At 63.6% G+C, this 22,206-nt stretch carries 27 protein-coding genes and 1 tRNA gene; 18 read left to right on the forward strand and 10 right to left on the reverse strand.

Annotated features, from left to right (window positions below; all coding sequences use genetic code 11):
* From K8I61_17045 to K8I61_17055, 3 genes are all read left to right on the forward strand, one after another.
* Positions 1 to 1,110 (forward strand): pyridoxal-phosphate dependent enzyme (locus K8I61_17045; protein MBZ0273749.1); only part of this gene is annotated, 1,110 nt, incomplete at its 5' end.
* Complete coding sequence (gene mazG, locus K8I61_17050) at positions 1,107 to 1,913, forward strand: nucleoside triphosphate pyrophosphohydrolase (protein ID MBZ0273750.1); 807 nt, start codon at positions 1,107 to 1,109, stop codon at positions 1,911 to 1,913. The genes K8I61_17045 and mazG, both read left to right, overlap by 4 nt.
* Positions 1,914 to 1,969: 56 nt before the next feature.
* Entirely contained in the window at positions 1,970 to 2,284 is a 315-nt protein-coding gene (locus tag K8I61_17055; protein ID MBZ0273751.1) for a hypothetical protein, read from the forward strand.
* Here K8I61_17055 and K8I61_17060 read toward each other — a convergent pair.
* Positions 2,281 to 2,724, reverse strand: a complete 444-nt coding sequence (locus K8I61_17060) for an FYDLN acid domain-containing protein (protein MBZ0273752.1) — start codon at positions 2,722 to 2,724, stop codon at positions 2,281 to 2,283. The genes K8I61_17055 and K8I61_17060 overlap by 4 nt on opposite strands.
* Here K8I61_17060 and K8I61_17065 point away from each other — a divergent pair.
* The gene (locus K8I61_17065) at positions 2,705 to 3,898 is read left to right on the forward strand and encodes an AI-2E family transporter (protein ID MBZ0273753.1); all 1,194 of its coding nucleotides are present in this window, start codon (positions 2,705 to 2,707) and stop codon (positions 3,896 to 3,898) included. The genes K8I61_17060 and K8I61_17065 overlap by 20 nt on opposite strands.
* On the opposite strand, the gene K8I61_17070 is transcribed toward K8I61_17065, so the two are convergent.
* On the reverse strand, positions 3,863 to 5,659 hold the full coding sequence (locus K8I61_17070; protein MBZ0273754.1) for a glycosyltransferase family 39 protein: 1,797 nt from the start codon (positions 5,657 to 5,659) through the stop codon (positions 3,863 to 3,865). The two genes, K8I61_17065 and K8I61_17070, sit on opposite strands and share 36 nt — an antisense overlap.
* A 90-nt stretch (positions 5,660 to 5,749) precedes the next feature.
* On the opposite strand from K8I61_17070, the gene K8I61_17075 reads away from it, so the two are divergent.
* From K8I61_17075 to K8I61_17090, 4 genes are all read left to right on the forward strand, one after another.
* Positions 5,750 to 7,564, forward strand: coding sequence for a short-chain dehydrogenase (locus tag K8I61_17075; GenBank protein MBZ0273755.1), 1,815 nt, complete (start codon positions 5,750 to 5,752; stop codon positions 7,562 to 7,564).
* Positions 7,561 to 7,890: a hypothetical protein gene (locus K8I61_17080; GenBank protein MBZ0273756.1), complete on the forward strand. Its 330-nt coding sequence runs from the start codon at positions 7,561 to 7,563 to the stop codon at positions 7,888 to 7,890. Before K8I61_17075 ends, K8I61_17080 begins: the two co-directional genes overlap by 4 nt.
* 316 nt (positions 7,891 to 8,206) lie before the next feature.
* The gene (locus tag K8I61_17085) at positions 8,207 to 9,451 is read left to right on the forward strand and encodes a serine hydroxymethyltransferase (protein MBZ0273757.1); all 1,245 of its coding nucleotides are present in this window, start codon (positions 8,207 to 8,209) and stop codon (positions 9,449 to 9,451) included.
* 73 nt (positions 9,452 to 9,524) lie between these two features.
* Positions 9,525 to 9,596: transfer RNA gene (locus K8I61_17090), tRNA-Thr, on the forward strand.
* 165 nt (positions 9,597 to 9,761) lie between these two features.
* On the opposite strand, the gene K8I61_17095 is transcribed toward K8I61_17090, so the two are convergent.
* From K8I61_17095 to K8I61_17130, 8 genes are all read right to left on the reverse strand, one after another.
* Entirely contained in the window at positions 9,762 to 10,001 is a 240-nt protein-coding gene (locus tag K8I61_17095) for a hypothetical protein (protein MBZ0273758.1), read from the reverse strand.
* Positions 9,998 to 10,681 (reverse strand): N-acetylmuramidase family protein, encoded by a 684-nt coding sequence (locus K8I61_17100; GenBank protein ID MBZ0273759.1) that lies wholly within the window; start codon positions 10,679 to 10,681, stop codon positions 9,998 to 10,000. Before K8I61_17100 ends, K8I61_17095 begins: the two co-directional genes overlap by 4 nt.
* 198 nt (positions 10,682 to 10,879) lie before the next feature.
* Complete coding sequence (locus K8I61_17105; GenBank protein ID MBZ0273760.1) at positions 10,880 to 12,013, reverse strand: glycosyltransferase family 9 protein; 1,134 nt, start codon at positions 12,011 to 12,013, stop codon at positions 10,880 to 10,882.
* The gene (locus tag K8I61_17110) at positions 12,010 to 12,771 is read right to left on the reverse strand and encodes a hypothetical protein (GenBank protein MBZ0273761.1); all 762 of its coding nucleotides are present in this window, start codon (positions 12,769 to 12,771) and stop codon (positions 12,010 to 12,012) included. Before K8I61_17110 ends, K8I61_17105 begins: the two co-directional genes overlap by 4 nt.
* The gene (locus K8I61_17115) at positions 12,768 to 13,436 is read right to left on the reverse strand and encodes a hypothetical protein (GenBank protein ID MBZ0273762.1); all 669 of its coding nucleotides are present in this window, start codon (positions 13,434 to 13,436) and stop codon (positions 12,768 to 12,770) included. The genes K8I61_17110 and K8I61_17115 overlap by 4 nt, the downstream gene beginning before the upstream one ends.
* The gene (locus K8I61_17120; GenBank protein MBZ0273763.1) at positions 13,426 to 14,178 is read right to left on the reverse strand and encodes a glycosyltransferase; all 753 of its coding nucleotides are present in this window, start codon (positions 14,176 to 14,178) and stop codon (positions 13,426 to 13,428) included. The genes K8I61_17115 and K8I61_17120 overlap by 11 nt, the downstream gene beginning before the upstream one ends.
* Positions 14,175 to 14,894 (reverse strand): glycosyltransferase family 2 protein, encoded by a 720-nt coding sequence (locus tag K8I61_17125; protein ID MBZ0273764.1) that lies wholly within the window; start codon positions 14,892 to 14,894, stop codon positions 14,175 to 14,177. Before K8I61_17125 ends, K8I61_17120 begins: the two co-directional genes overlap by 4 nt.
* Entirely contained in the window at positions 14,891 to 15,451 is a 561-nt protein-coding gene (locus K8I61_17130; protein MBZ0273765.1) for a hypothetical protein, read from the reverse strand. Before K8I61_17130 ends, K8I61_17125 begins: the two co-directional genes overlap by 4 nt.
* 399 nt (positions 15,452 to 15,850) lie before the next feature.
* Between K8I61_17130 and K8I61_17135 the strand changes: the two genes are divergently transcribed.
* The 10 genes from K8I61_17135 to K8I61_17180 all read left to right on the forward strand — a co-directional run bounded on the left by K8I61_17135 (position 15,851) and on the right by K8I61_17180 (position 22,201).
* The gene (locus tag K8I61_17135; protein ID MBZ0273766.1) at positions 15,851 to 16,123 is read left to right on the forward strand and encodes a hypothetical protein; all 273 of its coding nucleotides are present in this window, start codon (positions 15,851 to 15,853) and stop codon (positions 16,121 to 16,123) included.
* A gap of 293 nt (positions 16,124 to 16,416) precedes the next feature.
* Positions 16,417 to 16,746: a helix-turn-helix domain-containing protein gene (locus tag K8I61_17140; protein ID MBZ0273767.1), complete on the forward strand. Its 330-nt coding sequence runs from the start codon at positions 16,417 to 16,419 to the stop codon at positions 16,744 to 16,746.
* A 49-nt stretch (positions 16,747 to 16,795) separates the two neighbouring features.
* Positions 16,796 to 16,987, forward strand: coding sequence for a DUF3606 domain-containing protein (locus K8I61_17145; protein ID MBZ0273768.1), 192 nt, complete (start codon positions 16,796 to 16,798; stop codon positions 16,985 to 16,987).
* Between the two features lie 84 nt (positions 16,988 to 17,071).
* On the forward strand, positions 17,072 to 17,377 hold the full coding sequence (locus K8I61_17150; GenBank protein MBZ0273769.1) for a hypothetical protein: 306 nt from the start codon (positions 17,072 to 17,074) through the stop codon (positions 17,375 to 17,377).
* 182 nt (positions 17,378 to 17,559) lie between these two features.
* Positions 17,560 to 17,832 carry a DUF3606 domain-containing protein gene (locus tag K8I61_17155; GenBank protein ID MBZ0273770.1) on the forward strand — a complete coding sequence of 91 codons (273 nt, stop codon included), beginning with the start codon at positions 17,560 to 17,562 and terminating at the stop codon, positions 17,830 to 17,832.
* Complete coding sequence (locus K8I61_17160) at positions 17,826 to 18,038, forward strand: hypothetical protein (GenBank protein MBZ0273771.1); 213 nt, start codon at positions 17,826 to 17,828, stop codon at positions 18,036 to 18,038. The genes K8I61_17155 and K8I61_17160 overlap by 7 nt, the downstream gene beginning before the upstream one ends.
* Positions 18,039 to 18,260: 222 nt before the next feature.
* Positions 18,261 to 19,862 (forward strand): DUF4041 domain-containing protein, encoded by a 1,602-nt coding sequence (locus K8I61_17165; GenBank protein ID MBZ0273772.1) that lies wholly within the window; start codon positions 18,261 to 18,263, stop codon positions 19,860 to 19,862.
* Positions 19,852 to 20,763, forward strand: a complete 912-nt coding sequence (locus K8I61_17170; protein MBZ0273773.1) for a hypothetical protein — start codon at positions 19,852 to 19,854, stop codon at positions 20,761 to 20,763. The genes K8I61_17165 and K8I61_17170 overlap by 11 nt, the downstream gene beginning before the upstream one ends.
* Complete coding sequence (locus K8I61_17175; protein MBZ0273774.1) at positions 20,753 to 21,046, forward strand: hypothetical protein; 294 nt, start codon at positions 20,753 to 20,755, stop codon at positions 21,044 to 21,046. Before K8I61_17170 ends, K8I61_17175 begins: the two co-directional genes overlap by 11 nt.
* Positions 21,047 to 21,130: 84 nt before the next feature.
* Positions 21,131 to 22,201 (forward strand): hypothetical protein, encoded by a 1,071-nt coding sequence (locus tag K8I61_17180; protein ID MBZ0273775.1) that lies wholly within the window; start codon positions 21,131 to 21,133, stop codon positions 22,199 to 22,201.
* The last annotated feature ends 5 nt before the right edge of the window (positions 22,202 to 22,206 follow it).

Raw genomic sequence — 22,206 nt, forward strand, 5'->3', positions numbered from 1 at the left:
GCCAAGCGCCTCGAAGCGCTCGACCTCCGTTGGTGCGTCCACGATTTCGACGCGCCAACGGAGGTCGAGCGCTTCGAGGCGCTTGGCCGCGCGATCGGCTACGGCGACCTGTACGTCAAGCGCGACGACACGAGCGCCCGCCCCTACGGCGGCAACAAGCCGCGCAAGCTCGAGTATCTTCTCGGCGAGGCGATGCGCCAGGGCGCGGGCGGCGTCGTGACGATGGGCGGCATCGGCACGAATCACGGGCTCGCGACGGCGATCTACGCGCGCAAGCTCGGCCTTGCGTGCCACCTGGTTTTATTCGATCAACCGGTAACGGCCGCCGTCAAGCGAAACCTTCGTCTTTTCCACCACGAGGGAGCGATTTGCCACCACGCGGGGGGATACGCCAAAACCGCCTGGTCCGTCGCGCGGGAGATGGCGAAATCGCGCCTGGGCGATGGCCCGGCGCTTTTTCTCGTTCCGCCCGGCGGATCGAGCGCGCTTGGCGCATTGGGGTTTGTCAACGCGGCGCTCGAACTGGAAGACCAGGTCGCGCGCGGCGAATGCCCGGAGCCGCGGTACGTCTTCTGCGCGCTTGGCTCCACGGGGACATACGCGGGCCTTGTCGCGGGCATGAAGCTGACGCGACTTGCCACGCGCGTTGTCGGCGTGCGCGTCGTCGATCGCGTCGTCGCCAACGGCGCGATCGCGCGCAAGTTCGGAAACGGCGCGTTCGCTCTCATGCGCGAGGCCGGCGCGGACATCCGTGACGCGCGCGTGACGGACGAGGACATCACGATCCTCCACGATTTCTTCGGCGGCGAATACGGCCGCCCGACGGCGGCGGCGCGCGACGCGGTGGAGCTTGCCGCGGCGCACGGCCTGACGCTCGAAACGACGTATACGGGCAAGGCGTTCGCCGGCATGGCCGCCTATCTTGGCGATCGCAGTTCGCGCCTTGGCCCCGTTCTCTTTTGGCACACCTACAACACGCAGCCCCTGCCCGATCCGCCCGCCTCGATCGACGAGTCGATTCCGCCCTCGCTGCGGCGTTTTCTGGATGCCCCGGAGGTCACGGCGCCTTTGACGGGCGGCGCGTTGCGCGTAGACTCCGGCGCGTCATGACCTACGAAAAAGCGAAATACGATTTTGATGCGTGCGTTGCGATCATCCGCCGCCTGCGCGGGCCGGGCGGATGCCCGTGGGACAACGAGCAGACCTACGAGAGCCTGCGCAAATATTTCCTCGAGGAGGTCTACGAGGCGCTCGACGCGATCGACCGCCGCGACTTTCCGCACCTGAAGGAAGAGCTTGGCGACGTGCTGTGGGAAATCCTGTTCCTCGCGCGGATCGCGGAACAGGACGGGCATTTCGACACGAGCGACGTCTGCCAGGTTCTCGGCGAAAAGATGGTGCGCCGCCACCCGCACATATTCGGCGACACGGTGGCGCGCGACGCCGATCATGTGATCGAGATGTGGTCGGAGATCAAGAAGTCCGAAAAGCGCGATGCGCCCGGCACGGGCGGCGTGACGCACGTGCTCGACAAGGTGCCGCAAGCCCTGCCGGCCCTTTTGCGCGCATTTCGCGTCGGCGAGCGCGCCGCCAAGGAGGGATTCGACTGGGCGCGCCCGTCGGAGGTGCTCGACAAGGTGCGCGAGGAGCTTGCCGAGCTCGAAGAGGCGATCGAAACGGGCGACGCGGACCGCGTGGAGGACGAGTTGGGGGACATCATCTTCGCGCTCGTCAATCTCGGACGGCACACCAACGTCAGCGCGGAGGACGGCTTGCGCCGCACGATGGCCAAGTTCGCCGACCGCTTTTCGCAAATGGAAGATCGCCTGGCCGCGCAGGGACGGCGTATGCGCGATTGTTCGATCGACGAGTTGGAGGCGTTTTGGCAGGCGATCAAGGCCGAGCGCCGCTAGGTGCTCCGGGTCGCTTAACGCAAGACGAGGCGCAGGCGCGCGCGCGCCGGGCGCTGATGCTGTCGGGGCTTGTCTTGCCGGGGGCGGGGCAGATCTATCTCGGGCATCGCGCGCGCGGGGCGATCATCGCGGCGCTCACGCTGGCGTTCGTCGGATTTTTCGTGGTTCAGCTCGCGCGGGGATTCGGCGCATACTTCGAGTTGTTGACGGCGCTTGCGGACCCGGGCGCCGATCCGGCGTCGGTGCAATCGGCGGCGGGCAAGCGGATGCTCACCGGGGTCGTTTTCGGAGGCGTCCCGGCGACGGCGCTATGGGTGTATGCGTCGATCGACGCGTGGCGCCTCGGAAAAGGCGCCGGGCGTCGGGCCTAGTCTTCTTCTTCTTCGTATTCGATGTCGTCGTCGTCGGTCGCCGCCACGATGTCGCCGAATTCGTCGAACTCCGCCGTTTCCTCCTCCGCGTCCGCCTCGGGAACGGCGTAGATGACGCGGTCCCGAACGCGAGAGGACTTGATTTCCGCCGGGACCTCGAATTTGGGCGCGGACGACTGATCGGCTCCGCACTTGGGGCAGATCGGTTTGGGGCGATTCAGATCATAAAACGCCGTACCGCATTCGTAGCAGCGAAAGCGTTTGCCGAGATCCTTCTGAGCCTTGGGCGCCATGGGCAACTCCGTCGAAGATCGGATGCCCCTATAGCAAAGGAATTCACGGCAATCAAGAAGAAACGCAACGCGCGAACGCGGAAACTTCGCGCCGCGTTCGATCCGTCGTAGACTGGGACCGAAACTTATGACCGCCGAACCGATCATGGAACGCGACGAGCCGCGGGTGACGAACCCGGCGGTCACCTTCGACCCGGGCCCGAACGAGGCGCGTGACGCGGGGATCGGCGCCCCGATCGGCGCGGGCGAGGCCGGGGACCAGCCGGCGAACCCGTTTGTCGCGAGGCACCCGTTTCTGGTCGGCTACGGTTTTCTCGCGCTCCTTGCCGGGACCATGCTCGCCTCGCACCTGACGACGTTCGTCCTGGCCTTTGTATTTTTGTATCTGATCTCCGATGTGATGACCAACGACGTGCGCCGGCTCATGCCGATCCTTCCCAAGGCGCTGCTGTTTTCCGTGCTGTACGTCGCCGTGATCGCGCTGCTGACCGTGTTTTTCCTGAACACGCTGCCGAATGTCCTGCGCCAGGTGCCGCAGTTCGCCGTGGACATCCAGACGGAGGCGATCAACCAGTTCGAAGCGGCGAACGTGCGCTGGAACCTGACGCAATACGTCGATCCGATGGAGGTTCGTTCGCGGATCTTCGAAGCCACAGGCACCGCCATCAAGGCGATCGCGCTCGAGATGACGAGCGTTTACAAGGTCGCCATCTATTTCATCTTCGCCCTGGTCATCAACCTGTTGCTCTACCACGACACGAGCAAGGTGGACGCCGTTTTCGCGCGCCGGCCCGGCAGCCTGATGAGCTTCCTTTACCGTTTCCTGATGACGCGCGCGCGCACCTTTTATTTTTTCCTCAAGCGCGTCATGGGCGGGCAGATCATCATCTCGGCGATCAACACCGTCATCTCCGCGGCGGTGATCTTCGCGCTCGGATTGCCCAAGCCCGTGCTGTTGATCGCGATCGTGTTCACCTGCGGCCTGTTCCCGGTCGTCGGCAATCTCGTGTCGAATTCGATTCTCACGGCGATCGCGCTCATTTCCTACGGCCCGCTTGGCGCGGTGATCTGCCTTGGGCTTCTTATCGTCATCCACAAACTCGAGTACTTCCTGAATTCGAAGATCATCGGCGACATCGTCAAGCTGCCGATGTCCGTCACGCTCGCGTCGCTTGTCATCTGCGAGGTGCTGCTTGGCGTGGTGGGCTTGATGCTCGCCATTCCGCTCGTGCTTTTCCTTCGCCACGAACTCGAGCGCGTGCCGGGTCTCGGCCCGCTCGAGACCTCAGCCGCCCTCGCCGGGTCCGCCGTCATCGACTAAGGCCGGCCTATCCGACGCCCGCAGAATCGCAAGGCGCGGTCGCTCGCCGTACGGCACATCGGCCCATTCGCGAATCTCGAACGACGTGCCCTCGAGCGTCTCGCGCAGCACCGCATTGTCGATCAAGCCTTCTCCGGCGACCTCGACGGGAGAGCGAAGGACGCGCCAGCTACCGCGCGCGCGAAAGTGCCTCGACAGGCGCGTCCCCTGCGGCGCGATCGCGACCCAAAAATCGCCCGGCGGCACGCCGGCGGCATCCGGCAAAACATTTTCCAGGACGACCAGATGACGTGCGCCCGGATGCGCGAATCCCACGCGGATCATCATCTTGTTCATGAGGACGTGCATCGTGACGTTCAACTCGCCCGGGCGTTGATAGCCATAGATAAAAAGCGGCTGCAGAAGGTCTTTCGCGTTTCGGGCGATCGCCGCCGACGCCGCGCGAAGGTCCGGTTGGGCCCGGTGGTAAAAAAGTCCCGGCTTCCCGGTCGTCGTCCATCGCCGCTGCAACGCGCCGAGGGACGATTCGGGATCGGGAATCGAAATCACCGACAGGTGCGCGTTCGCGGCGGCGGCAATTGCGACCAGCGCGCCAAGACCCCAGCGTAGCGCGCGCCACGGGATGAGCGCATAGCCGCCGCCGATCGCAAGCGCCACCCCGACGACGCCGGCGACGATGTATTCGAGATCCCTGGTCGCGATGCGGTCGAAAAATAAAATCGGCGCCACGACGATCGCGGCGGCCATGAACCGATGGCGTTGCCGCGAGAGCAAATACAGCGCGGCGAAAGGATAGCCGGCGTAAACAAACAGCGCGCCCGTGACGTGCCGATGCAGCACGCGCTCGTAGTAATTTCCCTCGCGGCTTGGATAGACGGCCGTGGCCGACAAATCCGCCACGTGCTCCATGCCCTGCCGGAGATACTGGTAGACGTACGGGCCGGCGATCGCAAGCGCGATCGCGCCGGCGAGCGCCACAGGGATCCACGGCGATCCATTCCGACTGGCCGCGGCGCGCGATTCGTCGCGCCGCCCGAGGACCCGATGCGCAAGCCCGTATCCCACCACCGTCGCGGCGAAGATCGCGCCCGTGCCGCGCTCGGTCATCGCCGCGAATCCCGCGGCGGCGCCGAACGCAAGCGAAGGACCGAGTCGCCGGAAGGCATCCGACGCGACGCACGCGTACGCGCACGCGGCGGCGCTCGCCGCGACGAGCACGAAGGGATTGAATTGCAACGAAAGGACGTTGATGACCGGCGAAAATCCGACCACGGCCGCCGCGACAAGCGCCCCGTCGCGGCCAAACATGCGCCGCCCCGCACCGTAAGTGAAAAGCACGAGCGCGATTTTCGCGAAGAATACCGTAAAACGCGCGGCATCGGGCGTGTGAACAAATCGTGTCACGACCCAGGTCAGGAGAAACATCAGCGGCGGCGCGGTGGTGCGTTCCTGCCATCCCCAGGTTTCGAGAAGACCCGCGATCGACGAGCCCGCCTCGGCGATGCGCGCCTCGTAAACGAGAAAATGCTGGAAGTAATCCGCGGCATCGTTGCCCATCAACGTGCGGTCGCGTTCAAACCAGACGACCGCGATGGCAAGGTGCACCGCCAACATCGCCGTCAGCACAAGCGCGGCGGCAAGCGGGGGCACGGACTCGTGCGCCGTCAGCCGGCCGCGCAGCGGCGAGACGATCCGGCGCACGCGTTCAAACTCCTCGCGCGTCCGCGAAAGCATCGAAGGATCGCCGGACATCGGGCTCACGCGTGGGCCCCGTTTTTGTTGACAGCGCGCATGACCCACTCCTATCATCCGCGCGCAACTTCCGACAACTTTCCACGGCGGGAGCCTTTCGTGCCGCCCACCCTCTCCGGACAAACCGTCGTCGTTCTTGGCGGATTCGGCCTTGTCGGCCGCGCGGTCTGCTACGAACTGCTGAAAGAAAACCCGAAGCGCATCGTCGTCTGCTCCTTGCGCGAAAGCGAGAGTGCCGAGGCCGTCGCGGACCTCGCCGGCGAGGTCGCGCGCTTGAATGAGACCGGACGGCGCAAGATCCGGACGAAGATCATCGGCGAGCACGGCGACATCTTCCTTCGCGAATCGCTGAAGGACCGCGACATGCGCGCGATCACTGACCCGGCCGACCTGGATCGCATCATCGCCGACACCTTCGATGATCCGGGAATCGCCCGGCTCGACGAAAATTTCCTCTATCGCATCGTCGCACGATACAAGCCGCAGATCGTCATCGACGCGGTCAACACCGCGACGGGCGTCGCCTATCGCGACGTCTACGCCACGGTGCTCGACCTGCGCCTGCGCATGCGCCGCGTCGAAACGATGTCGCCCGTCGATCCCGCGTACGGCGACGAGGTCCGCGGGCTTGTCGATTCGTTGCGCCTGCATTTGACGTCGATTTACCTGCCGCGCCTCGTGCGTCATGTGCAGGTGCTTTATACGGCGATGAAGGCCGCCGGCACGCGCGCGTACTGCAAGATCGGAACGACGGGCACCGGCGGCATGGGCCTCAACATCCCCTACACGCACAGCGAGGAGCGCCCGAGCCAGAAACTGCTTTCGAAATCGGCCGTCGCTGGCGCGCATTCGCTGCTACTTTTTCTGATGAACAGCACGCCGGGATTCGCGTTCACGATGGAGGTCAAGCCCGCGGCCGCGATCGCGTGGAAGGCGATCGATCACGGCCCCGTCGCGCGCGGCGGCGAGCCGATCGCGCTTTTCGACGCCGACCCGGCGCGCCCGTTTGACGTTTCGAAGTCGATCGACATCCGTGTCGCGAACGACGAAAGAATCTCGTCGCTGGGCCGGCCCCTTCGCGCGGTCTTCATCAATACCGGCGAAAACGGCCTGTTTTCCTCGAGCGAATTTGAGGCGATCACCACGACGGGGCAGATGGAATACGTGACGCCGGAGGAGATCGCGCAGGCGGTCAAGGAAGAGCTGACCGGCGCGAACACCGGATACGACATCATCGGCATGCTCTCGAACACGGTCATGAAATCGACCTACCGCGCGGGCGTGATGCGCGAGCACGCGCTCGAGGAGCTTCGCGAGCTGGAGTTGAAGCACGGCGCCGGAATCGCGTTCGAGATTCTCGGTCCGCCGCGCCTTTCCAAGCTGCTGTTCGAGGCGGAGACGTTGCGGCGCACGTTCGGCACCTTATCCGCGATCGCCAAGGCCGATCCGGCCCGCATGAGCGCGCGCCTTGCCGATCTCGTAAAAAAGGACGCCGAGCTTCGCTCGCGCGTCGTGTCGATCGGCATTCCGATCCTGCTGCCGGACGGCGTTTCGCTTCTGCGCGGGCCGCGCGTGGCCATCCCCGCCTGGCGCGGAGCGGACCGCGTGCGCCTGACGGCGGCGACGCGCGACCGCTGCGCGCACGACGGCTGGGTCGATCTGCGCGAGACGAACATGCGCCTTTGGATCGCGCGGGCAAAAGGGCTCACCGCGGAAATTGCCACCGGCAAGGAATCGCGGCGCGGCTCGGACATCGCGACAAGCAGCCGAACGCACCGCAAGCGCTACGAAGTCACCCGCGACGGCAAGCGGGAGATGAACATCGGGGAGATCGTGGGTTGGATTTTCAACGAAGAGGAAGAAGGCAGCCGCAAGACCTACGCGCATCCCCGTGCTAATATTTCGAGGCCATGATGCAACCGCGAATCCTGATTTTGGCGCTGATCCTTTTCGCCGCGGCTTTGGTCGCGCCCGCGTGCACGTGCGACGGCATGGACCGCGACCGCGTGAACGTCGAATGCAGTTGCAGCGGCCTGGCCGCGCTGGTGTACGGCGAGTGCAACGGCGAGATTCTCGGCGACCCGGACATCACCGACGCGGCGACGCTGGCCGGCGCGTGCCTCGACGCCTTCGACGAGGGCGGCGAAGCCGAGGACGCTTACAAGTGCCTTGTCGCCGCAGCCTGCGACGCCGACGACTGCGAAGAGGCCGCCAAGCGCTTCGAACTCTGCGCGCTATAGCGGCCGTCCCTCGCCGACATACCCTCCGCCGCCGCGTTTTCCCGCGCCTGTCCCCGTCGCGCGAGTTTGTCGTTCTGAGCGAAGAGAAGGCAAACCACAGAGACCCTTTGCTCCGCTCGGTAACGACCGCCGCTACGCGACCATCGGGAAGACAAGTCGACGAGAGCACATTGAAAAATGGCTCCGGCTGTTGCGATTCCACTCTTTCCTATTTCCTCTTTCCTATTTCCTACGTCCTCCTCCTTCCTTTACACCCCCGCGGCGCCTGCCTAAAATCGCGCCTCCTGTTCCGAATCCGATCCCCACGAGGTCATTTATGTCGATCGAGGACGCCCGCGAAATCGAACGCATCGTCGCGGAAAACGAGGTCTGGCGAGCCGCCTGCATCAACCTGATCGCGAGCGAAAACGTGCTCTCGCGGCGCGCGCGCGCGATGCTGTCGTCCGATTTCGGGCACCGATACGCCGAAGGCCATCCCGGCAAGCGTTACTACGAAGGCACGGCGTTCATCGACGAGCTCGAGTCGCGCGCCGCGGCCGGCGTCAGAGAGATTTTCGGCGCCGCGAACGCGGACGTGCGGCCGTATTCCGGTAATGTCGCCAACGAGGCGCTCTTCTCGCGCTTCATCCGCGACGAGCGGCCGGTGATGGTGAACTCGACACCCGGCGGCGGGCACATCAGCCACCACAAGGCCGGCTCGGTCGGCAAGTTCGCCAAAAAGATCGTCGATTTTCCGCGAAGCCCGGACGGCTACACGATCGACGTCGCCGCCGCGCGCGATCTCATCGACGCGGAAAAACCGGGACTGTTGATTCTCGGCAAGAGCCTCATCCTGCGCCGCGAGCCGGTTGCCGATCTCGCCCAAATCTGCAAGGCGCGCGGCATCCGCCTTTTCTACGACGGCGCGCACGTGCTGGGACTCATCGCGGGCGGCGCGTTTCAGGATCCGCTTGCCGAGGGCGCGGATTTCCTCACCGGCAGCACGCATAAGACCTTCTTCGGCCCGCAGCGCGGCGTGATCCTGTCGAATCACGAGGACGAGATGTGGAAGCTTGCCGATCGGGGCGTTTTCCCCGGTTCGACGAGCAACCACCACCTCAACACGCTCGCGGCGTTCAGCCTCGTCGTCGAGGAATGGAAATCGTTCGGCAAGGATTACGCGAGGCAGGTCGTCTCAAACGCGAAGTCGTTCGCCGAAGCGCTCGCGTCCGAGGGCCTTGACGTGCAGGGCAAGGAATTCGGCTACACCGAGACGCACCAGGTCGCCGTGTCGGTCAGGGACTTCGGCGGCGGCAAGGATGTCAGCCGGCGACTCGCCGAAAACAACATCATCACCAATATGAACATGCTGCCGTACGAGCCGCTGAAAAACGCCATGAACCCGGACGGTATCCGCACGGGCGTCCAGGAAATGACGCGATTCGGCATGAAGGGCGCGGAGATGAAGACGATCGCCGGCCTGTTCGCGCGGTGCGTCAAGGGTGAAATGGTCCGCAACGAGGTCGCCGAATTCCGCACCCAATTTCAGGCCGTGCGCTTCAGTTTCGACGAACCGAAGTAAGTTCGCCCTCCCGCGTGACAGGTCGCGAAAATCTTGCATTCAAAACGCGCGTGGCTAATATGTGCGCGCCTTTGCCGCCGTAGCTCAGGGGTAGAGCACCTCCTTGGTAAGGAGGTGGTCGGTGGTTCGATTCCACTCGGCGGCTAATGAGAAAACCCTCGAAAAACCGCGAATTATCGCGGAGTTCGGGGGTTTTTCTTTGCGGATGGGGAGGCGGGCGCGGTGCGTTTTATGCGGCGATTTGTTGCAAATTACTGCAAATTCGCGGCGTCGTTGCAAACCTATTGCAAATCGGAATGGCGTTCGGCGGTCAGGATTCGGGCGGCGCGGGCGGCGCGGCGGCGGCTTTTTTCTCGTCGATCCGGCCCTGGCGGATGTTGTGCGTCACGGCCACAGCGGCGATGAGGCCGGCAAAGCCCAGGGCCACCGGCGCGGCGAGTGTGCCTGCGGCGACAAGAGAGACGAGCCAGGCGATGGTGCCGATGGCGCCGCCGGTCGAGACGAGCTTTTTCGAGACGAGATTCGCGAACGCGGCCGAGAGATTTTTCATCCCCGCCCCTCCGGTTTGCCGTTCGGCCAGACGGCCGTTCCCGGCGGCACGTCCGAGACCTGGACAAGGTGAAGGCCGCTGCGCCTGGCCTCGGCGCATGCCCGCGCAAGGCGCGCGGCGTAGTCATCGACATTGCTGCCGTTGTAGATCCTAGCGAACGTCCTCCAGTCGGCCTCGCGCAGCGCGTCAAGCGCGTTTTTTTTCACGATGAACTCGAAGACCGCGGCGATCGCCGTCGGAAGGTCGTGGAAAGCCTCGACCATCGCGCGCGCGCTGACGTAACCGAGCATCGAAAAGTGAAAACCCATGATCTGGCCCGGGCCGACGCTGATCGAAAGGTACGGCCCGTCGCCGGGGAAAAGCGCGCGCGCGAGCGCGAACGCCTCGTGCTCGCGGTCCTGACGGTCGACGTGAATCGCGCGCCACGTTTCGCAGGCGTTCTGGCGAAACTGCTGTCCGCGCCAGCCGGTGCGCGGGCGGAAGTGCGTATCGAAGATGGACGGCGCATCCTTCCCCGCGTAGGTGAAAAGTTTGTGCGCCTCCAGGCGAATCGTCGGAGTCCCGTCCGGATTCGCGATCGTTCCGCCGCTTTCCACCTCGAAGACCGCGATCGCGTGCGCGACCGGCACGCGATGCGCATGCGCGTATTTCGCGATGAGCCGGAGCTGCTCGTCGGTCATCGGCGCGCCCCTTCCTGCACGTACAGCGCGCACCATTCCGAGGCGTCGGAGAATTTGCGGAGATCCGCCTCGGAGCGCTCGGCGCAATCCGCGGGGCCGTGGCGACGCGCGCAGTCGGCGCAGAGCTCGCCCTGCCCCGGCGCCGGTTGAAGCATCCCGTCCGGATCGCCCCCCGTGGCGGGGATATCCTTGCGTTGGTCACACGGCAGCCGCATGCGTTTGGCCTTTCTTGTTCGCGAGGATGTCCCGGACGGCGGCAACGACCGCGCGCGGCGGGAGCGTTTCAAAACACGGGGAGTCGCGCCGGCCCCGCTCGACCGCCTTCGGACAGGGCGCGTGCCCGTGAAGCAGGCAAGGCGCGCACGGCCACGCGGCGCGGTCGACCTCGAGCGTCGTGCAGAGGGGATAGTCCTTCGTCCGGATCGCGCCCGGGAACGGGCCGTAGAGCGCGATCGTGGGCACGCCAAGGGCCGCGGCGTAGTGGACAAGGGATGAGTCCGGCGCGACCAGGGCGTCGCAGCCGGCGAGCGCGGCGGCGACGTCGGCCATGTCGGGCAGGACGCCGCAGAGATTCACGATACCGGCGCGGCGAAGATCCTGCGTAAAGTCTTTCGGCCGATCCGAGAACAAAAAGACGTAGGACGACTGGGCGAGCTTCCAGGCGACGCGTTTGAGCGCATCCAGGGGATATGTGCGCACCGGGGAGCTTGCCCGCATCTGGATCGCGACCCAGGGCAGACCCTCCACGGGGGCGAAGGCGGCAAGCGTCTTCGCGATCGCATCGGCGCGCGCCGGCGAGACGTTGTAAACCGGGACGCGGTTATCGGCCGCGAGCGTCACGCACGCGCGCGCCGCGAAGATGTCCACGCCGGGAAGCGCGGCGTCGGTCGAGGACTCGATGGTGTTGTTGAACGTGAGGAGAAAGTCGACGGACGAAAGCGCCGCCGCGGGAAACGGGACGCTCACGATCTCGTCGATGTCGGGGTTGCCCGCAAGGACGGAGCGGTAGCGATCGACCGTCGCGAACTTGATGCGGGCCAAGGGATAGCGCCGCTTCAATTCGCGGATCGCCGGGGTGATCATGAGCAGGTCGCCGTATCCGCCGTTTCGCCAGAGCAGAACGGTGCGCCCGTTCAGATCTTCGCCCGCGTATTGGCGTACCTCGATGTCGTTGATCTCGCGGATGTAGGGCGCCCACGCGCTCGTCTGGAATTTTTCGGCCATGGTGTCGGTGAAGACGTGCGCCTCGTTCCCGACGACCACGTCGTCGATCTTCAGGCTGACGACGGCGCCGCCGGGCTTTCGGATCTTGTAGAAGGCGATCGTTTTCACGGCGCGCTCCAATGCACGTGCGGGCAGGAGCGCGCGTTTTTGTGGATCACGGCCGGACGTTTCCCCGCCGCGTCCAGGACGACGCCCTTTTCGAGGTTCGGGGCGAGCGTGCAGAGGGTGTAGTTCCAGGTCTCGTTTTGATGCGCGTCAAACGGCCAGATCCGGCCGTGCACCGCCCACGTGAGCGCCCACTGGTCCGCGCCGCCGATCGTCGCAAGCGCGCCCGTGGTGCATTGGCGAAACGCCCACCGGCAGTACTCCCGGACGATCTCGACGGCGCCGTAAAAAAAGCCGCCGTTGATGACCGGAAGCGCCGCGAAGCTCGTGAGGAGCCAGCGGCCGAAGGGATCGGCGCCGACCCAGCGCTTCATCGTCGCGTTGTCGCGAAGGAGCCGGGGGTTGATCTCCGCGGCCGCGGCCGGGGTGTCGGAAGCGAAAAGCGGCGCGACCGACCCCTGAAAGAAAACGTCCCCGCCGTCCCAGCAGGCGACGCGCTCGATGGGGGCAAAGCGCCCCAGCACCATCGCGAAATCGCGCAGGCGAAGGACGGGGATGATGACGTGCGCGGGATGGCGGCGCACCGTCACGATCTCGACGTCGCCCTGGCGTTTGAGCTGCGCCTTCTGCCCCTCGGCGAATCCGTAATCGACGATGACGACCAGGCCGTCGAATTTGCCGGACGCGCGCAGGGAGGGGAGAAACTGCGCGTCAAGGTGCGCGAACGCGCCGGCGTCGCCGCAGGTGAGGACAAGGCTCATGAACGCACCCCGCTTTCCGCGGGCGCGGCGGCGATCGCGTCGGCCAGCGCGCGGTGCGCAAGGAATTCCAGGCCGTGAAAGGCGCCCGCGCTTTCGATCTCGATGAAGGCTTGCTTGCGGCGGATCGCTTCGTCGGCCCAGCGGTAGGAGGTCGGATTGCTCGCGAGGTGCCGGTGAAAGACGTGGCCGCTCTTTCCGTCAAACCCGTTCCCGCCGTCAAAACCCACGAGAAACGCGCGGGCAAAGCCGAGGTGGACCGTAAGGCCGAGCGCCGCATCCGTCGTGCTGTACATGCAATGGCCGGGCAGGTCGCAGGGATTGAAGTAGACGGGCTCGGGGAGCTTTTCCCAGCCGCACATCTGGTTCACGAAGCAGGTGACGCCGCGATGGATCGCGCCGGGCAGGTAGGCCTTGAACTCCGGGAGCGAATCGAGAAAGACCCAGAAATCGGGCTCGGCCTTGTCGGCGAAAAAGATCGTGTGGTTGACGCAAAGGACGCGATGCGGGGCGAGAAGCGAAAGGTCGTTGGCCAGAAGCGACGGCCCGCTTCCGAGGATGAAGATCGTCTCGCCGGCGTGCGCGCCGCGCCGATCGCGGAAACGCTCGCGGGAAAGGTGCGTGCGCCAGTAATCCTCCGGGCGGTCGAGCGTCCCGTCACGCGGCATGGATCACCCCGCCCGCGAGGGAGACGCGCGGCCTGGGCCTGCGCTCCGCTTTCAATTTGGCGGCGATGAGCTCCCGCAGCCGCGCGCCGGCGGCGTCGCACTCGCGTGCGAACTTCGCGGTCGCGGAGTTGGCGTGCCGGCCCCGGCGATAGAGGATCTCCGGCAGGCGCGCGCACTCCCAGCCGTGGGCGAGGATGGAAAGCCAGAGGGCGTAGTCCTCGGCGAGGTAGAGATTCGCCGCGTCCGGGCACCAGGCGAGAATCCCGTCGACGCCGCCCGCTTGCTCGTAAGCCTCGCGGCGAAACAGGCAGGGGCCGCCGTGCAGCTCGTTGGCGCGGGTCAGGACGCGGCCGCGATTGGTCGTCCCGCGCGTGTGATCGAGATTGCAGGAGACGATCGCGCAGCGCGGCCGTTTGGCGAGCCAGGCGGCCTGCTTCTCGAAGCGCGCGGGCAGGCTCTCGTCGTCCGCGTCCTGGAGCGCGATGTATTCGCCGGCGCTGCACTCGATGCCCGCGCGGCGCGCCCAGAGCGGGCCCACGTTTTGCGGAAGGCGGATCAGGCGAAGGCGCGGGTCCGCGAATTCGCGGACAAGCGCGGCAAGCCCCGGCTGCCAGCCGTCCTCGATGACGAACACCTCCACGGGGGGCAAGGTTTGGGCCAGGAGCGAGGCGATCGCGCGGCGGACGAAATCCGGCGGCGTCCGGTAAACGGGCATCACGGCGCTGATGCGGGGAGCCGTCACACCGCCCTCGCCCCGCGCGCCGGCAGGCTCTCCTGAAGCTCGCGTTCGGAGACGCGGCCGCGCGCGTAGGGATCGGCAAGATCGGCGAGGCTCCCGAAACACTCGCCGTTGCGCCGCATCGAGCGGACGTAATAGGCCTCTTCGTGCCCGGGCCCGACGGGATCGTGGATGTCGGGAAGGCCGTGCCGCTCGACAAAATCCCAGGCGAAGACCCACGCGGCCGCGCCGTGCTCGCGCTGAACGGCAAGTCTCCGGCCGAAGGCGCGAAGCTCCTCGAACCGCGTGTAGTGCGGGTCGATCCACGGGCAGGCGACGGTGATGCGGCGCGCCTTCGCCTCCGGCAACTTGAGAAAGGCGATGCATTCGTCAAGCCAGCCCGGGCGCAGTTCGACGTCGTTGTCGATCATGGCGACAAAGCGCCGGCGCTCAGCCGGGAGCGTGTGCGCGATGGTCGCGAGGAAGGCGGCAAGGGCGTAGGACTTGCCCCAGGCGACGCCCTCGGGCACGGATCGTTGCAGGTGGATCGCGGCGATGCCCGCGCGCATCCGCAGCTCGCGGTAAAGCTCGAGGAGCGGGTCGAATTCGCGATCGCTCCGGTCATCAAAGATGTGCAGCTCGGCCCGGCCTCCCCCGTGGATGAGAATCTCCCGGATCGTCGCGCGCGTGACGGCGGCCCGGTTTCGGACGGAGACGAAGATTTGCGTATCGATCGTCACGGGGCTTGCGCGGGCTCGGGGGGCGGCGGCGCGGGGACCGGCGAGAAATCCGGTTCGGGCGGCATCGCGCGTTCGATCTCCTGCATGACCGGCATGGCGTTTTTCAGGAAATCGCCGAGGTTGACCGATGTGCGCGCCTGCAAGACGAGATTCACGATGAGCGAAAAGAAAAAGGCGGCGGCGATGATGAGGTAGAGCACGCCGCGAAACGTTTTGGGCAACGGCAGGCGGACGGTGATCTCATCCGTTTTCAGGTCGTCCGTCTCGCGCGTGCCCCGCCGTTGCCCGTCCGCGCCGGCGTCGATCACGTCTTCCCGGCGGCGGCCGCCGACGCCGGCGATCTGCCGGTCCTCGACGCGCTTCACGTAATCGCGAAGCTCGTCCATCCGGCGCTCGCCGTCCTTGAAACGTTGATTGGATGCGGCGATGAACGTCGCGAGCTGGGTCGCGATCTCGCCGTGCTTTTTCGCGAGATCATCGAAGGCCTCTTCCATGCGGTCCTCAAAGCGTTCGCGTTCGCGCCGGGTCGTATCGTCGCCGCGTTGATCAAGGCTCATGAACGGCAGGTGTGGCAGACGCCGCGCGCGCGGATAAGGGCGGCGTGTTTTTTAGAAACGGACTTTTTACCGCGAAGACGCGAAGGAGGATTGAGGGAAATCGCGTCTCACGCGGAGGCGCGGAGCGCGCGGAGAGTTGCGACGTCAGAGCCGCAAACGGAAGCGCAGCGGAGTGCGCGGTTGGAGACGAGCCAGCGTACGGTTACAATCGAACCGAACTCCGCCACGGCGGTGATCCTATGCGGGTCGAACGGCTGCTGAATGGAGGCACCACGGGATCGTACCCGAATGACGTGACGAGTCGAGCGGCGTGCTGCAGATTGCGCTCGCGACACGCCGCTCTCCCTTTGTCACGAAAAAGCGACTTTGTCGGCGCAACTCTTCTCCCGGAGGTCCGAGATGAGCAACATCATGCCCGATGACGGATTGATAGAGCGCTGGATATTAGTGCACGGACGGACGGCGTACCTGCGGGATCCGATAGCAGGAAATGCGAGTTTTTCCACGGTGGCGGAAGAACTTAAAATTTCCCGTCGGGACGTGGTGCGTATCGCGAAAAACCTCATGACGATCGGTCTCATCGAGGGTGTGGCGCAGGATCTGTATCGTGTCGGGAAAGGACGAATAGACGACGTGAATCGATCACTCGACGAAGCAACGTTTCTGCCATAAACGTCGCGCGGATCGTGGATTTGCCGAGCTGGGGCTCGGCGTTCCCAGCCCATCCTCCGCTGCCTCCGCGGCTCCGCGTGAAATTGAAGCCCCTACGAAATCAATTTCGTGAGCTGCGCGAGGGATTCGAGAAGGCGCGCGATCTCGGCCGGCGTGAAGCCCTTGGCGGCGAGCTTTTCGACGAGTTCCAGGATGTCGTCCGGGGACATGGATTCTCCGTATGAACGATCTGGCGTAGTTTATGCGCCTGATATTTCGTTCTCGGAGGGCGGCGCGAAATCTACGATGCGCGCATGCCGATCAAACCGAAGGACGTCATCGCCCGCATCGAGAAGGAACGGCGCGCATCCGGAATGACGCAGCAGGCCCTGGCCGACGCGGCGGGGATTTCGCTGCGCCACTATCAGGGACTTCTCGCCGGCCGCGGCGGGATGAGCGTGGAGGTCTACCTGAAACTCTGCGCGGGATTGAAAATGGAGCCGGCCGAGCCGCTTACGAAAAAACCTGGCGAGGCGGGCGCGGTGGAACTCGACGAGGAGGAACGCCGGCTCCTGAAGGCGTGGCGGCGGGTCAACGAGACCCGGAGGACGCTCGTGAGGATGTTGCTGACCGAAAGGCTGTGAGGGCCGAGCCGGCGGCTTTTTTTTTGATAAAAGGGAGGCGATTGTTTTTATGGCGGATGATCTCAAACCGGAACGCCCCGTCGATCCCACGCAAATACACCTTTCAAACCCGGCCGAGCTCGATTATTGGGCCGGGGAGCTTGGTGTATCCCCGGAGAAATTGAACGAAGCCGTGCGGGCCGTTGGCGAATACACGGCCAAGGTCCGCAAGGTCCGCGAGTGGCTGAAGGAAAACGGATAGTTCGTTTGGCGGCCGGCGGGGATTTCGTATCGCGGGGCGCGCGTGTCGGATCGTCGCCGGCCGCCGGGTGGAGGTCACGGGGATATGCGCGACAACATTTTTGATCCTGTCGGACCGGCGGAGGCCACGGAAACGACCGCCATCTCGCCCGACGGACACCGCCGCTTTGTCCGGACGGCGGGCGAAATCGTGTTGTTCGATCACCGAACCGGAAAAGAGATCTGGCGCAACGGGAATCCCGGCGCGGCGATCTTCGGTTTTTATGGTCAGGATGTCGTCGCGATCATCCCGGGAGCCGACGGAACGACGGAACGCGTCTATCGCCTCGGTCCAAACGGCGAAGTGCCCGACGTGTATTGGGAGGACGCCTATTGGGACGACGAGTTTTAGCGATCAAGCTTCGAGCTCGAATCTTTGAAATTTTCGTCGAAAAATCACGCCTTTTATCTTCGATTGCCGCCGGATTTTCTCTTGCCGCCCCTTGCCAAATCTGTTGCGGCGTCATTAATTCGCTGTAGTTATTTCAGCTTGCGTATCGGCCGCCCAAGGCTCCCCAATGAATAAGGGTCGCAATGAACAAGGATCGCAATGAAACCGACGCGTTCTCGCGAGAATGGCCAAGCCCCGGCGTGGACGCCGCCGTCCCGGGAAACGGCATCGCGTCGCGGCGGCACATTCTGCTTCGCGAATACCACGAAATCGAATATTGGATCCGGGAGCTTGGCGTCACGGAAAAGGAGCTTCGCCTTCTCGTCACCGCGATCGGCGACGACGAAGCCGTCGTCCGAAAATGGCTTGGGCGCACAAGCTGGAATTCAAGTCATCGGGAGCAACGACGATGGTGACCGCGAAGAACTTTTGGCTGACATTGGTGCCGCTCGTCGCCCGCTCTGAACTCGCCATGTTCCTCGCGGTCAAGGCGACCCATCCCGACCTGCCGGACAAGGACCTTCTTCGAATCGTCGACCGCGAAATCGAAGACCGCCTGCCGTTTTTCACGAAGCGCGCTGAAGCGCGGATCAACGAGGCCGCCTCCGGAAAAAAGCCGTGAGGTGAGGCCGGGCGGCGGCGGTATTCTCGCCGCAGGCGGTGTCCATCGCCCGCCTATTACAGAAGAGCCTTCCCCCGTCGTCGTTTCAGAATCTCGTTCGTCCCGTCCACGGGGCGCGTTGCCCCTTGTCAATCAGAATATTTTTCTATCGAATATTGGGCGTTCCCTCTTTAAAACGGATGGCCCACAATGCCCTTCAACGATCAAGAGCTTGTCGCGTTGATGACTCTCACGGCGATATTTTTTGTCTCCGCCGCGATTTTTCTCGCTCTGTTCCTGAAAACAAATCGCACGCTAACCCGCGTCGAGGCGGAACTCCGGCCGCTCGAGAAATATCGCGTCGTCCGCGATGCCGAAAAGCGTGCCCAGGAAATTTTGCTTGAAGCCGAGCGCCACGCGTCGGACATCGTCGAGCGCGCACGAGGACAAGCCATCGCGCTGGAGAAACAGGCGGAACGTCTCGTCGAAGAGACCAAAACGTTTTCGGAGGCGAAGAAGCGCGAGGCGCTGAACGAAGCCGCGACCTTGAAGGCCAACGCGGACGCCATCGTCAGTCAGGCAAAAATCGAGGGAGAGAGGATCGTCGAGGCGGCGCAAAAGCACGCCCGGGAAATCGCGGGCGACGCGCTGGACGCGAAGGAAAACGCGGATCATTACGAACGCACCGCGAAGGCCATGAAAAATATCGTGGAAGGCTACGGCGACCGGTATCTCATCCCTTCCTACACGCTGCTCGACGAACTCGCCGACGAATTCGGGTTCACCGAGGCGGGTCAAAAACTGAAAGCCGCCCGGGAACAGATCCGGGGCATGATCAAAAGCGGCACCGCCGCCGCCTGTGATTACGTCGAGGCCAATCGGAAAGAGACGGCCGTCCGTTTTGTCCTCGACGCGTTCAACGGGAAGGTCGAGGAAATCCTGTCGCGGTTGAAACGCGATAACCACGGCACGCTGGCCCAGCAAATCAAGGACGCTTGTGCCGTCGTGAATCGTGAGGGGTCGGCCTTCCGGAACGCCCGCATCACGCCCGAATACCTGCAGGCCCGTCTCGACGAACTTCATTGGGCCGCCGTCGCCAACGAAATCAAACTGAAGGAGCGCGAGGAGCAGCGCCTGCTGAAAGAAAGAATCCGCGAGGAGGAGCGGGCGCAGCGTGAATTTGAAAAGGCGGTGAGAGAAGCCGCCAAGGAAGAGGACGGGATCCGGAAAGCCATGGAAAAGATGCAAAAAGAGGTTGACAAGGCAAGTCTTGAGCAGCGCGCACAATTCGAGGCGCAGTTGCTGGACTTGCAGGCCAAACTGGCGGAAGCCGAGGCGCGAGGGCAACGCGCGCTGTCGATGGCGCAGCAAACCAAATCGGGTCACGTCTACGTGATTTCCAATGTCGGATCGTTCGGCGACCACGTTTATAAGATCGGCATGACCCGAAGGCTGGAGCCGATCGATCGCATCCGGGAACTTGGGGATGCCAGTGTTCCATTCTCGTTTGACGTGCACGCGCTGATCCAAAGCGACGATGCCCCGGGGCTCGAGCGCGATATCCAGAAACGGTTTCTTCGGGATCAGGTGAACAAGGTCAATCCGCGCAAGGAATTTTTCCGCCTGGCCCTCAAGGATATCCGTGAAGAAGTTGAGCGCATGGGCCTGCCCGTTTCCTGGACCGTGACCGCCGAAGCGCGCGAATTTCGGGAGACGCAGGCGATCGAGCTCGAGATGGCGAAGGACAAGCAAAAGGAGCGGGAGTGGATCGAACATCAGCTCATCGCCCAGAAGGTCATGTCCATCGACGACGACGCGGGAGAGGCGGAGGCCGTTGCGAGCTAAAATTTGTCATGGCCGCGCGAAATTTTTCTGCGTTGTCGCCACGGCCTTCATTCTCGCCGCCGCCAACTCCGGCTGCGACAAAACGGCGAGTTGCAAGAAGCGTTTGCAGGGACGCTGGCAGTCGCCGCTGATGGAGATGGCCTACGACTTCGAACGCAGCGTCGCATTTCGCAAGATGGTCACCGGCGACACGGAGCTTTACCCGATCGCGATGACGTTTTGCGAAGGCAACCAGGCGGCGTATCGCTCAAAGGGAGTGGACACATCGGTCTTTTTTCTTGACGACGGGCGCATCAAGCTCGCGTCGCTGGGGAAAATTGAAACGGAGTTCAACAAGATCGCCGACGATGCCGGCGCGATCGACGCGGAACTGGCAAGGCTGGCCTCCGAGACGCTCGGCGAATACAAGAAACGGTTGATGGCGGAAAACATCGAGGTGCTCCTGCCGCGCGAGACCATCCAGAAAGACGGCGCGATTTTGGAACTGCTTTCGGTCGAGTCCGGCTGGCGCCAGGCGACGGCGCGTTTCAAACCTTCGGATTTGCCGACCGAATTTTCCGCCACATTTGAGTTTTCGAAGCTGTCGTCGATCGATCAGATCCCCAGAAGTCCCATCGAGGCTTTTCGTGACGAAAACTCGATCGTGGAGGGGCGATCGGCGGCGGAGGAGAACACGCACGTCGTGACGGCCATCAAGATTTTGTACCCACCGTTCCTGGTGACGCTGCGCCCGGCTGCCGAAAATTTCACCGAAGACGGATTCAGACACCTGAATTATTGGGCGGGCTATCTCGTCGGTTTTGTCGAAAGCGAGCGGCGAAAAATCGAAAAGCTCGAATCGCGCGGCGCCGTCGATCGATTTTTTGCGAAGGAAGCTTCTGGAGGCGACGGTGGAATTTGAGATGCTCGGTCAGCGGTATCGGGCATTCGCTCGACCTGAAAGGCACCCAATACCCTTGACAATTTTTCAAGCCTTTGAGACTCGCGGCGGGACGGTGTGGATTGAAAAAGCGATCGTTTCGTGTAAGCACGATCTCGATGGGCTGCTTATTCCTGACGGCGACACAGAAATCAAATATCCTGCGTCTCCTACCTGGCACCTGAACGACAACTTCGCGTCCTACGGCATCGAAACGTGCGAAATTCGCGAGTTGGCACAACGTCTGGTCCTATTAATTTTCTAAAATATCTAAGTGAGATTCTCATTGCCCCTCCACGGGGGCGGGGCGTAGAATCCGGCGCAACGTCAAGGAAGCAAGGAGCCGACCGTGAAACGCCCTGCCCTTTCGCCGCTCGCCTTGATGGTTGTCCTTTCCGCCCTTTGCGCCTTTGCGGTGTTCTTTCTCCCCGCCCTCGCCTGCACCACGTCCTCGGGGGGCGACGGCGACGATTCGTCGGCAAGCTCAGGACAAGCTGATGACGACACGGGGGACGACGACGACGAATGCGCGGCGTGCGTGACGACGGGGGAATGCACGGAGGCGCTGGGCGAAGGATGGATCTGCGAAGGAGGATGCTGCGAGGATACGGGCGGGGGGGACGATGATGACGACGATGCGGGGGATGACGATGCGGGGGATGATGATACGACAGGCCCGACAACTCTCAGCGGTATCGTGGTCGACTATTGGACGAAAGATCCGATTGAAGAAGCGCTTGTCGAGGTTCTCAACGATTCCACCGGCGATCCATTCGTTCCCTCGATCGAAGAGGTGTCCGGAGAAAATGGAGAAGTCGAGTTCGATATTCCCGCAGGTAACGCAAAGGTCGCGATCCGTGTGTCGCGCCCTGGCGCCGTTCATACGGTACAGTTCCATATGGAGTCCGGTCGAAGTGACGCGACATTTCTCCTCGTAGAAGACGCAACGCTCGAATTGTTAGCGCTTTCCGTTGGAGTTTCGGTCCTCGATGGCAAAGCCATCGTATTGGGGGGAATTTTCTACGGCGATGCCGACGACAAGGACGCGATCGGCTGTGCCGAAGCAAACCTCTTCCCCGACGACGGGCGGAGTGTTTTCTATTTCGGTCCAGATGCGTTGCCGACCACGTCGCGAAGTGTGACGGGAGGCTCGCCGTCAAACGGCCAAGGCACGAACCCGGATTACAGCGCCAGCAACGAGCCGCTCAGTCTTTTCGTCAGCCTGAACAATGATGTGGAAGAAAATCTCGTTCTCGAAGGTCGAGTCTATGAAGACGAGGGTGACGGAACGCTTGACGACTCGGTTGCAGTGTCGGCGGACTTACCGCGCCTCTTCATGGATACGATTTCGATCGTTGATGCGTACTTTTCCCGGTCGAATTTTTCCAAAAATCCGACTCGCGCCTGGTGCACGCAATAACAGCG

It is taken from the genome of bacterium (genome assembly GCA_019912885.1).
Taxonomy (GTDB): domain Bacteria; phylum Lernaellota; class Lernaellaia; order JACKCT01; family JACKCT01; genus JAIOHV01.